The sequence below is a fragment of the Sandarakinorhabdus sp. FBCC-B8862 genome, assembly GCF_059745315.1.
Map to the genome: position 1 here is coordinate 1,811,389 of NZ_CM185574.1, position 13,568 is coordinate 1,824,956.

At 65.4% G+C, this 13,568-nt stretch carries 8 protein-coding genes; 6 read left to right on the forward strand and 2 right to left on the reverse strand.

From position 1 onward, the window contains the following. Positions 1-206: 206 nt before the first annotated feature. The 5 genes from AC6BOR_RS08845 (at position 207) to AC6BOR_RS08865 (ending at position 10,512) form a co-directional block, all read left to right on the forward strand. A complete protein-coding gene (locus AC6BOR_RS08845; RefSeq protein WP_498058106.1) occupies positions 207-3,383 on the forward strand; it encodes a TonB-dependent receptor in 3,177 nt (1,058 codons plus the stop codon). 47 nt (positions 3,384-3,430) lie between these two features. Then, positions 3,431-4,720, forward strand: a complete 1,290-nt coding sequence (locus AC6BOR_RS08850; RefSeq protein ID WP_498058107.1) for a hypothetical protein — start codon at positions 3,431-3,433, stop codon at positions 4,718-4,720. Between the two features lie 209 nt (positions 4,721-4,929). Beyond that, on the forward strand, positions 4,930-5,724 hold the full coding sequence (locus AC6BOR_RS08855) for an ImuA family protein (protein WP_498058108.1): 795 nt from the start codon (positions 4,930-4,932) through the stop codon (positions 5,722-5,724). After that, entirely contained in the window at positions 5,639-7,171 is a 1,533-nt protein-coding gene (locus tag AC6BOR_RS08860; RefSeq protein WP_498058109.1) for a Y-family DNA polymerase, read from the forward strand. Before AC6BOR_RS08855 ends, AC6BOR_RS08860 begins: the two co-directional genes overlap by 86 nt. Beyond that, positions 7,168-10,512, forward strand: coding sequence for an error-prone DNA polymerase (locus tag AC6BOR_RS08865; RefSeq protein ID WP_498058110.1), 3,345 nt, complete (start codon positions 7,168-7,170; stop codon positions 10,510-10,512). Before AC6BOR_RS08860 ends, AC6BOR_RS08865 begins: the two co-directional genes overlap by 4 nt. Before the next feature lie 13 nt (positions 10,513-10,525). Here AC6BOR_RS08865 and AC6BOR_RS08870 read toward each other — a convergent pair whose 3' ends face one another. Next, positions 10,526-11,860, reverse strand: coding sequence for an MFS transporter (locus AC6BOR_RS08870; protein WP_498058111.1), 1,335 nt, complete (start codon positions 11,858-11,860; stop codon positions 10,526-10,528). A gap of 39 nt (positions 11,861-11,899) precedes the next feature. Beyond that, the gene (locus AC6BOR_RS08875; protein WP_498058112.1) at positions 11,900-12,442 is read right to left on the reverse strand and encodes a TetR/AcrR family transcriptional regulator; all 543 of its coding nucleotides are present in this window, start codon (positions 12,440-12,442) and stop codon (positions 11,900-11,902) included. Between the two features lie 42 nt (positions 12,443-12,484). On the opposite strand from AC6BOR_RS08875, the gene AC6BOR_RS08880 reads away from it, so the two are divergent. Further along, positions 12,485-13,510: an SDR family oxidoreductase gene (locus AC6BOR_RS08880; RefSeq protein WP_498058113.1), complete on the forward strand. Its 1,026-nt coding sequence runs from the start codon at positions 12,485-12,487 to the stop codon at positions 13,508-13,510. Positions 13,511-13,568: the final 58 nt, after the last annotated feature.

Genomic DNA, 13,568 nt, shown 5'->3' on the forward strand with positions numbered 1-13,568 from the left:
TCGCAAAGGGCAGCGAGCGGGCGCAAATTTAAATGAAACAATTTTCTTTACTAAAGCGATTGTCTGGGTGTAGCCTTTGCAATGAGGGGCAAAGACCGTGGGAGACGCAAGCGCCAGAAGTCCGGCGCGCGACAACCGGGGCGGCTCGGCGGCCTTCACACAGAACAAGAATGTCGAGACGGCCAGAAAATTGGGGGGAGAAACACATGATGCAGCGTCTGTTCGCTTCGGGTTCCAGGCTCGCCCTTGTCGCAGGCGCCCTTGGCGTCGGCAGCACGGCAGCCCTGGCACAGGATGCGCCGCCGAAGCCGGCAACCCCGCCCCAATCCGTAACGGCGCCAGCTGCCGCCACGCCAGCTGCTGCCCCGGCGCAAACGACTGATGCCGAAAACACCATCGTCGTGGTTGGTGTGCGCCAGTCGATCGTCAGCTCGATCACCGACAAGCAGAACGCCACCGAGATCAAGGATGTCATCACGGCTGAGGACATCGGCCAGCTCGCCAACGACAACGTGGCCGAAGCGCTGCAGCGTATCCCGGGCGTCGAGATCAACCGCAGCAACGACGGCGCCGGCAAGCAGGTGCAAATTCGCGGCCTGTCGGAAAACAATGTGACCATCAACGGCGCGACGGCGACCGGCACCGGCGACGTCGATCTGTCAAACGGCAATGACCGCAGCGTCAATTTCCAGGACATTCCTGCCGAGCTGTTCTCGGGCGTCGAAATCCTCAAGGCCTCCACCGCCGACAAGATCGAAGGTTCGCTGGGCGGCACCATCAACCTGCAGACCCGCGCGCCCCTGAAGGGCAAGAAGAATTTCACCGTCAACGTGTCGGCGTCTGATATCTACCGCCCCTATGGCGACAAGTGGAGCCCGTCCGGCAACCTGTTCGTCCAGAAGAAGTTCCGCGACACGCCGCTGGGCGATTTCGGGGTCATCCTGAACTTCGGCTACAAGCGGATTTCATCGGTCACGGCGGTTTATGGCGGGGGCGAGTTTTTCGGCGCCCCTGGCATCTGGTTGCGCATGTCTGGCGCATCGCCGCTGCCGACCAGTACCGGCACTGATCAGAACAACAACAATTACAACTTCTTCTCGCTTGCAACGGTGCCCAACGCCACCGGCGGCGGCTCGTTGCCAAACCCTTATCGTTATGCCCCACTCGATGCCAATGGGGATGGCCTGGCCAATGGCAGCGACACGCTGTACATTCCCAATTCCTTCGGCCTGTCACGCCGCACCCGCGACGACACGCGCAAGACCTTCAACGGCACCCTGCAATGGAAGCCGGCCAGCAACCTGGACATCCGCTTTGATACCGTGCTGTCCAGCCTCAACCAGAACCTGACCGGGGCAAACTTCAACCTCGTGTCGAGCGTCCCCCGCGCTGGGATTCTCAGCGGCGGCCCCGCCAACGTGTTCCAGCAACTGGGCACCACGGCTGGTCTTGGCCCGGTCTATGTCATGACCGGTGGCCGGCTCGCGTCGTTCGTCCTGCGTGGCGGCGCCCAGCCGTCGATCAACGAGACACGGCGAGATTCCCAACAATTCGCGTTGCAGACGACCTGGGATATCACGTCCAACTTCAGCCTGTTCGCGGAAGGGTCGGTTTCACGCGGCAAGGCCACGACGCTCAATTTCGGGCAGCTCAACACCTCGATCGAGCAGCAGGGCGGTGTGGCGGCCCGTCTCAACAACCAGGATTTCTACAACGTCGTCGATTTCAGCCTGGGGGACAATCTGATCCCCAACGTCACCTTGTATGAAGACCCGTTCCCATCGTCCTTCTTCGGGGTCAATTCGGTCGTTCCCAATTCCGGCTTGAAGCGACTGACCATCGGCGACCTGAACTATGAACGGCTGCGCTATTTCACCTATCAACGCAATGCGGCCGACACCAACAACAAGGATGACTCTGTCCGACTTGATGCCACCTGGAAGTTCGACGGCGGCCTTGTTTCGGTGTTGAAAGGCGGCTTCCGCTGGGCAAAGCGCGAATTCGAGCGCCAGAGCTTCGTCAACCAGAACCAGGGTGGCACCAACATCCCCTACAGCATCTGGGATGGCGTGCGCCCCCCTGCCCAGTCGGTGCTGATCCAGCAGATCCCGGTCAATCCGGCCAGAACCACCGACACGGCGGCTGCCGCGACGGCACAATTCCTGACCGCGTGCCAGACAACGACCGATCTCGGCAACGCGCTGACCAAGTTCGGCGGCACCCTTCCCTTCAGCTTCGGCACGACGGGCGGTTGCGACATCACCGCGGTGCAGAATTATTTCAACATGATCGATATCCGCGCGGTCAACCCAGCCACCGGCGCCGGCTATTACGAGAATATCCCCGAACGCTTCAACGTGGGAGACGAAACGGCCGCCGCCTATCTGCAGGCCGATTTCAAGTTCCCGATTGGCCAGGTGGACGTGTTCGGCAACGTTGGTGTGCGCTATGTGCGGACCAATACCAGATCGTCAGGCTATGCCCTGCAGGCCGACAAGACTTATGCCATCACCACATTCCGGAACCAGTATGACGATTTCCTGCCGTCGGGGAACATCAACTTCTCGCTGAAGCGCAATCTGTTGCTGCGCATGGCTTACTCGCGCACGCTGGGCCGGCCGCAGCTGACCCAGATTGCACCCAGCCTGATCCTCGTTCGGCCGACCTCACCTGATCCGGGCTATGCCGGTTCCGGCACCGCGGGGAACCCCTATCTGCAGGCAATCCATTCCGACAATTTCGACACATCGCTGGAATGGTATTATGACAAGGCCAGCTATGTGTCGGTGGCGGTCTTTGCCAAGAATATCGACTCAACCATCTTTCTCGATCCGACCCCGGTCGATTTCCAGATCGGTGATGAGCTCTTCAAGGTTCAGACCTACAGGAATTTCGGTGGCACCAAGATCAAGGGCCTCGAAGTCGGCATGTCGCACGCCTTCAACTATCTGCCCGGCGTCCTCAAGCACCTGGGCGTGACCGGCAACCTGACCTTGCTCGACGAAAGCAGCAGCTTGCGTGACCAGGAAGGCGATCCGATCCGCCGCCGCGGCCTGTCCAAGGCCACTTACAACGTGAGCGGCTATTATGACGACGGCCGGCTCAGCCTGCGCCTTGCATACAACTGGCGGTCGGCCTTCACCCGGGTCGAAACCGTGCCGCTTGGCTTTGGCAGCGCCAACTCGTTGCCGGAAATCGAAGGAGCGCGCGGCCAACTTGATTTCTCGACACGCTTCGCAATCACCAAGCAGGTGAAATTCACGCTTGATGCGATCAACATCACCGATACGGGCACCTTCCGTTACATGAAATACCCGGTGCTGGTGAACTATGTCGCGCGTGCTGGCCGGGCCTTCAGCCTGGGCGTCAACGTTAACTTCTGATTGCGACCATCCGGTCGGGCAGCGCCCGGCCGGACATAAGGATGGGCATGATCGCGTTTCCCCGCACCGCGCCAGTGCTGCTGGCAACGGCCCTGCTGACCATCGCGCTGGCGGCCCAACCGGCCGATGCCCAACCAGCCGCCAAGAGCTGCGCCGCCGATCCCGACGCTGCCGCCAGCAGCTTCAACTATGTGCTGGGCACCCAGGCAATTGGCGGCAACTATCAGTTCGGCGCCGGCAGCCGCCTGCTGGAACAGGCACAGCAGATCCGCGGGATGGGATCCAATCTTCTGAAAATCTCGTTCGGCAGGGGCTCAGCAAAGCGCTACGGCACCGAAGCGGCGGCGGCCAAGGCCCGGACAACGCTTGAATATCTGCAATCCTCGCCCGAGATGCAGCAAGCGCTGGACATGGATTTCCGCTACTATCAGGCGTGGGTGCACAGCTACACTGGTGCCGAATGGCACGATGGCATCACGCTTGCCGAAGCGCGGCAGCTGTATGACGAGATGTATGCCCTGACCGCCTGGTTGCTGAAGCGCTATTCCGGCACAGGCAAGATGTTCATGCTGGGCAACTGGGAAGGGGACTGGCAGCTGCTCGGCCGTCAGAAGCGCGAAGCGGAACCGACACCCAAGGCCATCACCGGCATGATCGCCCTGTTGAAGATCAGGCAGCTTGCGATCGACACGGCAAAGGCACAGATACCCCACCAGAATGTCGAGGTTTATCATTATCTTGAGGTCAATCTGGTCCGCAAGGCCATGGCAGGCAAGCCCAGCGTGGCGCTCAGTGTGCTGCCCGCTGTCGACGTCGATCTGGTGTCCTATTCCAGTTACGAGGCCATCAAGCAGTCGCCAACGCCGGATCCGGATGCGATCCGCCAGCCCTTGACCGAGACGCTTGCCTATCTGGAGGCGCAGATGCGGCCCAAGGCTGGTCTGCCGTTCGCCCGGCGGGTGTTCATTGGCGAATATGGCTATCATGCCGATCGAAGCAAGCCGCTCACCGTCAAGCAGCAATTTATGAAAAGCCGCTTTGTCATGCAGAGCGCCATCGGGCTGGATCTGCCCTTTGCCCTGATCTGGCAGATGTACAACAATGAATATGCCGAAGATGGCACATCGAAGGAAATGTCCCTGATCGACGAGAGCGGCCGCAAGCGGGCGCTCTACATGCTGCACCAGCAGTATCTGGCGCAGATGCAGCAATTCGTGGCCCAATCCTGCCGCGACACCGGCGCCGTGCCCAGCCGCGCGGCGTTCAAGGCGCGGGCGCTGCAACTGCTCAACCAGTCCGGCTTCGAGAAACTCGACGCAGTGGCAGCCGCGCCCTGACAGCGCCCGTTAAGGGCCGAAATCAGCAATGGAAGGCGCCAGTTGGCCTGGCCAGCACTGGTTTTGCGACATTCCGACAGTGGCCGCCGCATACCCGGCGATAACCATCAGATCGCCCTGCTCGAGCACAGTCTAGACGTTCCGCGCGACTGCTGCGCCGCCCGAGTGTCGCATTGACGCTGGCCCCGATTGGAACATAATAGGAACAAATGAGTGAGTCGCTTCGCCTTGCCCAGCAGAGGCTCGCATCGATCGAGCATCGTCGGCCCTTGATGACGAGCCAGCCGGCATCGCTGCTGACGACAGGCCATGATGCGATCGACGAGGCCCTGGGCGGCGGATTGATGTGTGGGCGCATGCACGAAGTGCTGGCCGATCGCGACGATGCGGGCAGCGGATCGGGCTTCGCCGGTCTCATCACCCGCCTGATTGGCGGCGAGGCGCTGTGGCTGGTTGAGGAGACGGCGTGGCGGCAGGCCGGGGCGCTTTGCCCGACCGGGCTGGCGGCCATCGGGCTGAATCCGGCGCTGCTGATCCTCGCCGTCTTGCCCGATGCAACGGCGGTGCTGCGGGCGGCGGTGGACGGGCTGCGCTGTCCGGCGCTGGGCGCGGTGGTGATCATGCTGGCGGGCAATCCGCGCGTGCTTGATCTGACGGCCAGCCGCCGTCTGGCGCTGGCAGCCGAGGCAGATGGTGTCACCGCGATCCTGCTGCGCCTCGGCGGGCAGGCGGCGCCCAATGCGGCGCAGACGCGGTGGCGGGTGGCGGCGGCGCCATCGGTGCCGCTGGCGGCCAACGCCCCCGGTTATCCGGCGTGGGATCTGGAATTGCTGCGTCAGCGCGGCCGCCCCGATGGTGGCCAGTGGCGGGTGGAATGGAATCGTGAGCAGGGACGATTGTGTGAATGGCGAGAAGAGGATGGAGCGACGCTTCCTGGCGCTTTGGCTGCCGTTCCTGGAAACCGATCGCCTGGGATGGGAACGGCCCTTCGCCGCGTCCGCTGATGCGCCGCTCGCGCTGATCGAGCCGCATCGCGGTGCGTTGCGGCTGGCGGCGTGCGATGCGGCGGCGCTTTCGCTGGGCCTCAGCCGCGGGATGACGCTGGCCGATGCCCGGGCGCGGGTACCGGAACTGGTGGTGACACAGGCCGATCTGGCCGCCAGCCGATACTGGTTGGAGCGGATTGCCGATGCCTGTGACCGCTTCACCCCGCTGGTTGAAGTGGAGCCGCCTGATGGCCTGATCCTGGATGTGACCGGATGCCTGCATCTGTTCAACGGTGAGGCCGGGCTGATCGCGGCGGTGGAGGCAGCCATGCGCCGCTGGGCCAGCCAGTTGCGGCTGGCGATGGCGGCAACACCGGAAGGCGCGCGGGCACTGGCGCGGTTTCAATCGGCGCCGGCGCGGGATGAGGCAGCAGCGCTGCGCCGCCTGCCGGTTGCGGCGCTGGAACTGGATGGAGAGGCGGAGCGCGGCCTGCGCCGGGCGGGCCTCAAGACGCTGGGTGACCTCGCTGACAGGCCATCGGCACCGCTGGCCGCGCGCTTTGGGCGGGAGCTGATCGACCGGCTCGACCGGGTGCTGGGGCGCAGCGACAGCCGCATCACCCCGCGCCGCCCGCGCCCCGCCCTGCTGCTGGAGCGGCGCTTTGCCGAACCGATCACCACCGCCGATGCCGCCATGGCGGTGATCGGCGATCTGGCCGAGGATGCGGCACGTGCCCTGGAAGAGCGCCACCGGGGCGGTCGCCGCTTCGTGGCGCGCCTTTATCGCAGCGACGGCCATGTGATCGATCTTGCCGTCGAAAGCGGGCTGCCCCTGCGTGACCGGCCGCGCATCCAGCGCCTGTTCGAGGAGCGGGTGGGGGCGCTGGCCGATCCGATCGATCCCGGCTTTGGCTTTGACATGATCCGCCTGGCCGTGCCGCACGACGAACCGCTGGCAGCAGCACAGCTGGGGCTGGAGGGCGGCGCGGCCAAGGAGGAGGCGGTGGCGGCGCTGATCGATCGGCTGAGCGCGCGGGTGGGCCGGCGGCGCGTGCGCCGATTTGTGCCGCGCAACAGCCATCTGCCCGAACAGGCATCGCTGGCCCTGCCGGCGATCACGTTGAGCAACCCGGCCGCCTGGCCCAAGCCCGATACCGGCGAGCCGCCGCTGCGGCCCATTCACCTGTTCGATCCGCCCCAACCGGTTGAGGTGATCGCTGGCCTGCCCGATGGCCCGCCCCAACGCTTCCGCTGGCAGCGCATGTTGCACGAGGTTGCCCGGGCGGAGGGGCCAGAACGCATCGGGGCCGAATGGTGGCGGCGCGCGCCCGGTGATCCGGGGCTGACCCGCGATTACTACCGGGTGGAGGATGTGCGCGGCCGCCGCTTCTGGCTGTTCCGCCACGGCCTTTATGGTGACGAGCGCGCCGAACCGCGCTGGTATGTCCATGGGCTGTTTTCGTGAACGAACGGCCGGCCTATGCCGAACTGGTCACGGCCACGCATTTTTCGTTCCTGCGCGGGGCATCGCAACCGGCCGACCTGATCGCGCGCGCCATCGATCTGGACCTGGCCGGAATCGGCATTGCCGACCGCAACAGCGTCGCCGGTGTGGTGCGCGCCTGGACGGCCATGCGGATCGCCCGTGAAGCTGAGCCCGGCGCAACCCGGCCGCTGCCACGCTTCGTCGTCGGCGCACGGCTCGTGTTCGCCGATGGCACGCCAGACATCGTCGCCTATCCGGTTGATCGCGCGGCATGGGGCCGGCTGACCCGGCTGCTGACCGTGGGCAATCTGCGCGCCGAAAAGGGTGACTGCATATTGAAGCTGACAGACCTGCTGGCCTTTCAGGAGGGGTTGCAGCTTATCGTCCTGCCCGAAAGCACCGCCACGCCGCAGCGCCTGCACCGCAACCCGGTGGCGCACGACAGCGCCGCGCCGGTGCCGCCGCTGTCGCTGGTGCATCCGGAAGGGCTGGCGGCGCTGCTCGGCCGGCTGGCCCGCATCGCGCCAAACCGGGTGTGGCTGGGGGTGACGATGCCACGGCGCGGGCGCGATGCGCGGCGCCTGGCCATGCTGAATGCGCTTGCCGCCAGCGCCGGCGTGCCGGTGATTGCCACCAACGACGTGCTCTATGCCGCCCCGCAGGAGCGCCCGCTGCATGACGTGCTGACCTGTATCCGCGAAGGCGTGACAATCGCCGATGTCGGAACGCGGCTGGAGGTCAACGCCGAACGCCATCTGAAACCGCCGCACGAGATGGCCCGCCTGTACCGTGACTGCCCCCAGGCCCTGGCCGAGACAATCCGCTTTCTGGACGGGATCAGCTTCGATCTTGAACAGCTGCGCTATCAATATCCGGACGAGCCTGTCCCCGCCGACTGGGAACCGCAGGCCTGGCTGGAGCATATCGTCATGGCGGCGGCAAAGGCACGCTATGGCCCTGATCTGACACCCGATGTCCGCAAGCGGCTGGACGATGAGTTCGGCCTGATCCGCCAGCGCAATTATGCCCCCTATTTCCTCACCGTGCATGATCTGGTGCGGTTCGCACGCGCCCAGCAACCGCCGATCCTGTGCCAGGGGCGGGGCAGCGCTGCCAACTCCATCGTGTGCTTCCTGCTGGGCGTCACCTCGGTCGATCCCAGCGCGCATGATCTGCTGTTTTCGCGCTTCGTGTCCGAAGAGCGCAACGAGCCGCCCGATATCGACGTCGATTTCGAGCATGAACGCCGGGAAGAGGTGATCCAGTATATCTATCGCCGTTATGGCCGCCACCGCGCCGCCATAGCCGCAACCGTCATTCATTACCGCCCGCGCAGCGCGGTCCGCGAAATCGGCAAGGCCCTGGGCATGAGCGAGGATGTGACCGCGCGCATCGTTTCGACCGTGTGGGGCAGCTTCACCCGCGACCTGCCCGAACAGCGGATCAGCGAAGCCGGCTTTGATCCGCAGGCCCCCGAGGTGCGCCGCCTGATCGACCTGACCCAGCAGCTGCTGGCCGCCCCCTTTCCGCGGCATCTGTCACAGCATGTCGGCGGCTTCATCCTCACGCAGGACCGGCTGGATGAAACCGTGCCGCTGCACAATGCCGCGATGGCCGATCGCACCTTTGCCGAGTGGGACAAGGACGACATCGACGCCCTGGGCATCATGAAGGTCGATGTGCTGGCGCTGGGCATGCTCAGCTGCATCCGCCGGGCCTTTGCCTTGATGGCCCGGCACGGGCTGGGCGAGCACACGCTGGAACTGGATATCAAGGCGGATGATCCCGCCGTTTATGCCATGCTGGAACGCGGCGACAGCATCGGCGTGTTCCAGGTGGAAAGCCGGGCCCAGATGAACATGCTGCCCCGGCTGAAACCGCGCAGCCTCTATGATCTCACCGTTCAGGTGGCGATCGTGCGGCCGGGCCCAATCGAGGGCGACATGGTCCACCCCTATCTGCGCCGCCGTGCCGGCCTGGAGGCGGCGGAATATCCCTCCCCTGGCCCTGGGCATAACCCCAACGAGCTGAAGGAGCTGCTCGGGCGCACCTATGGCGTGCCGATTTTCCAGGAACAGGCGATGAAGCTGGCCATCGTGGCCGCAGGGTTCACGCCATCAGAGGCCGACCAGCTGCGGCGGGCGATGGCGACATTCCGCAACCGCGGCGGCATCGACAAGTTCGGGGAAAAGATGATCGGCGGCATGGTCGCCCGCGGCTATGACCGCGCCTTTGCCGAGCGCTGCTACAAGCAGATCGAAGGCTTTGGCAGCTATGGTTTCCCCGAAAGCCACGCCTTGTCCTTTGCCCGGCTCGTCTATGTGTCGAGCTGGATCAAATGCCATCACCCCGGCATCTTCGCCTGCGCGCTGCTGAATTCGCAGCCCATGGGCTTTTATGCGCCCGCCCAGATCGTCCGCGATGCGCGCGAGCATGGCGTTGAAGTGCGGCCGATCGACATCAATCACAGCGGGTGGGATTCAAGTATGGAGCCCGTTGGCGAAACCGGTCTGGCCCTCCGGCTTGGCCTGCGCCTGATTGACGGGTTCCATCAGCAATGGGCCGATTGGATGGCAGCGGCACGCATCGACGGCCGCTTTGCCTCGACCGAGGATCTGGCCCGTCGCGCCGATCTGCCGGCCCGGGCGCTGCGCCTGCTCGCCGATGCCGATGCGCTCGGCTCGCTTGGCCTGTCGCGGCGTGAGGCGCTTTGGGAAGCGCGGCGAACCCCATCGGGGGAGCTGCCGCTGTTTGCTGCGGCCCGGGCGCGCGAGCTGGGCGACGAACCTGCCGCACGCCTGCCGGCCATGCCGATGCCCGAGGAGGTGGCAAATGATTACCAGAGCTTCCGCCTGTCGCTGAAGGATCATCCGATGAGCTTCATCCGCCCGGTGCTGGCGGCTGAGGGCGTATTGTCCTGTGCGCAAACCAGTGCCGCAAAGGCGGGCAGCATCGTCAGCACCGCCGGTGTCGTGCTCGTTCGCCAACGGCCCGGCAAGGGCAATGCCATCTTCATCACCATCGAGGATGAAACCGGCATCACCAATGTGCTGTTGTGGGCGCGCCTGTTCGAACATTTCCGCCGCGCGGTGATGGCATCACGGCTGATGCTGGTGTCGGGCGAGGTGCAGCGCAGCCGCGAGGGCGTGGTCCACCTGATGGCCAACCGGATCGAGGATCGCACCGATCTGCTGGGCCTGCTGGGCGACGAGCCGCCGCGCCCGCCCTTGAGCCCGGTGGACGAGGTCGCGCGGCCGGTGAACCAGCACCGCCACCCCCGCGATGTCCGCATCTTGCCGGGATCACGGGATTTTCATTGATCCCGGCCCGGCCTCAGCCCGCATTGCGTTCCCCCGGCTCCCGGCCCAGTTCCGGCTTGGTGAAGGCATAGACCGACAGGGCCAGCAGCGCCGCCGCGCCGAGCCAATAGGTGAGGGTGTGGCCGAACTGGTAGAGGCCGATGCCAACAGCCGGCGCGAAGATGAAGCAGCTGCCGTTGACCGAGGTGACGGCACCGGCCACCCCGCCCTGTTCCGCCCGCGACACCGCCAGGCTGGCGCCCGCCGTGAAGCCGGGGCGGGCAAGGCCATAGCCCAGGCTGACCAGCGCGAAGGCAATCACCAGCCCATGCAGATCATGGGCCAGCGCAATGCCGGCCGTGCCGGCCGCTGCGATCAACGTGCCCCAGCGCATCAGCGAGGGCGGGGTGAGGCGCAGCTGCGGGATCAGGCCCCATTGTGCCAGCAAGGTGGAAAAGGCGCCGGCCATGAAGATGACGGCGATTTCCTGCTGGGATTCCAGCGCATTGCCGCCCAGCGTGTCGATCACCAGGAAGCCCAGCGCCTGGCCGGTCGCGGCCTGGATCGATCCTGAGACAAAGCCGAAGATCATGAAGGGCAGGATGCGACCGTCCTTGATGCTGAGTCGCTTTGGCCGACCGGCGGCGGCGGCGCTCACACTCGCACCGGTGGTGCTGCCAGCGACGCTGGGTTCCGAGGATGGCGCCCCGCTGCCGCCCTGTGCGGCAAAATGGGTGGGATCATCATCGGGCAGCACCCGCGCCACGGCCAGCGTGACCAGCGCCGCAATGGCGGCAAAAGCAAACATCGGCCCAGCCAGGCCAAAGGGTGCCAGGATGAACAGCGGCGCCACGGCCGGCCCGATGATGGTGCCAAGGCCAAAGGCGGAGGCCAGGCTGGACAGCGCGGCGGTGCGATCCTGCTCTCCAGTACGGGCCGCGACATAGGCCTGGGCCGCCGGATTGGAGGCCGAGCCGAAAATGCCGAACAGGCTGCGCAGCGTGGCGAACAGCGCGAAGGTGGCGATCGGCACCAGCCAGCCCTGCAGCCCGGCATAGATGGCGATGCCGCAGCCGGCCATGGAGACCATGAAGCCCAGCGTGCCGACCAGCATCAGCCGCCGCCGCCCCCGCATGTCAGACTGGCGGGCCCAATAGGGGGCACTGAATGTCCACAGCAGCGCGGAGAAGGAGAAGATGATCGCCACCAGCATGTCGGGGATGTGGATCACCCGGGCGATGGCGGGCAGCACGGTCTGCAAGGCGGTGTTGCCAGCGGCCACGGTGAGCAGCGCCACGAACAGCACGGCAAATTCGCCGCGCGGCAGCGACGAAGCCTTCAGGCCGGCAAAAGGATTGGGCGTCTGCACCTGGCCCTTTTGGGCCGGCGGCGCGGCAATGCCAACCCGTTACTTTTCCCCCACCAGCGCCGCGAGGCGGTGGACATCGGCGACATAGTCCGCCTCCGACAGGCCGGCATGTTTCAGGCCCGTGGCGGCGTTGGTGATCATGCGGGCCAGGCCGGCATCGCCCAGCCGCCGGGTGAGCAGCGCGATGAAGCGGGCGGCGCTGGCCTCGTGCAGATCCGCGGTCAGGCTGGCGGCGACCGCCAATATCTCATCGGCATGCGGGCTGGCGGCGCACAGGCGATGGATCGGCAGATCCTTGGCCAGGATGGCGGCGGCCAGGCCGGTGGCGGGCGCAATCCCTTCGGGCCAGGCCAGTTCGGCCGCGATGGCGGCATCGGCCAGCAGGGTTTCGGCAACGGCGCGGAACAGCTCCTCCTTGCCGCAGAACATCAGATAGAGCGCCGGCCGCGACATGCCGGCGGCCGCCGCCACATCGCCCATCGTGCAGCGGCGATAACCGTGGCGCGAAAAGGCCTGGATGGCCGCCTGCACCACACGGGCGCGCCGGTCTTCGCTGGCAGGATTTGACAAAACAGACGGCATTTGTCAGTTTGTATCACGCTTCAGGACAGGGAGACAAGTGTGATGGGCAGCGAATCGCAGAAGGGCAAGGTGCTGGTCACCGGCGCGTCGGGCTATATTGCCGGCTTCGTGATCAAGGCGCTGGTCGCCGATGGCTGGCAGGTGCGCGGCACCATTCGCAATCTCGCGCGGGCCGCCGAAGTGCGCGCCACCCTGGGCCTGCCCGACCTGGAGCTGGTCGCCTGTGACTTGATGAGCGATACCGGCTGGGCCGAGGCGATGGCCGGGGTGGACTATGTCCAGCACATCGCCTCCCCGATCCCGGCCGGCGAGCCCAAGGACCCGAACGAGCTGATCGTGCCGGCCCGCGAAGGCGCCCTGCGAGCCCTGCGCTTTGCCCAGGCCGCCGGGGTGAAGCGCGTGGTGATGACCAGCAGTATGGCCGCCATCGCCTATGGCCACCCCGATGGCAGCCCGCCGTTCACCGAGTCCACCTGGTCCAACATCGATTCGATGGATGCCTATGCCTATATCAAGTCCAAGACTTTGGCCGAGCGTGCCGCGCGGGACTGGATGGCGGCCCATGGCGGGGCGATGGAATATGTCTCGATCAATCCGGCCGCTGTTCTGGGCCCGGTGCTGGGCGCCGATTTCTCGACCAGCCTCGAAGTGGTGAAGAAGCTGCTCGATGGTGCGCTGCCCGGCCTGCCCAACCTGGGCTTTGGCGTGGTTGATGTCCGCGATGTCGCCGCCCTGCATGTGCAGGCGATGACAACACCGGGGCTGAACGGCGAACGCTTCATTGCCCAGGGCCGCTTCATCTGGATGCGCGAGGTGGCCGAAGTGCTGAAGGCCGGCCTCGGCGCGAAGGCGAAGAGCGTGCCGACGCGCGGCCTGCCCAACTGGTTGTTGAAACTGCTCGCCAATTTCGATGCCACGGTGAAGATGGTGGTGCCCGAACTCGGCCGCCGCCGCGACGCCAGCGCCGCCCATGCGCTGCAGCTTCTGGGCTGGAAAACGCGGGACGAGGCGACGACGATCCTCGATTGCGCCAACAGCCTGATCGAGAAGGGGCTGGTGAAGGGGTAAACAGGTCCTCCCCATGCAAGCATGGGGAGGTGGCAGCCGCAGTCTGACGGAGGGGTGG

Coding starts and splice junctions, on each gene's coding strand:
- AC6BOR_RS08850 (WP_498058107.1), top strand. CDS start 3,431: ATGATCGCGTTTCCCCGCACCGCGCCAGTGCTGCTGGCAACGGCCCTG.
- AC6BOR_RS08880 (WP_498058113.1), top strand. CDS start 12,485: ATGGGCAGCGAATCGCAGAAGGGCAAGGTGCTGGTCACCGGCGCGTCG.
- AC6BOR_RS08845 (WP_498058106.1), top strand. CDS start 207: ATGATGCAGCGTCTGTTCGCTTCGGGTTCCAGGCTCGCCCTTGTCGCA.
- AC6BOR_RS08875 (WP_498058112.1), bottom strand. CDS start 12,442: ATGCCGTCTGTTTTGTCAAATCCTGCCAGCGAAGACCGGCGCGCCCGT.
- AC6BOR_RS08855 (WP_498058108.1), top strand. CDS start 4,930: ATGAGTGAGTCGCTTCGCCTTGCCCAGCAGAGGCTCGCATCGATCGAG.
- AC6BOR_RS08860 (WP_498058109.1), top strand. CDS start 5,639: ATGGAGCGACGCTTCCTGGCGCTTTGGCTGCCGTTCCTGGAAACCGAT.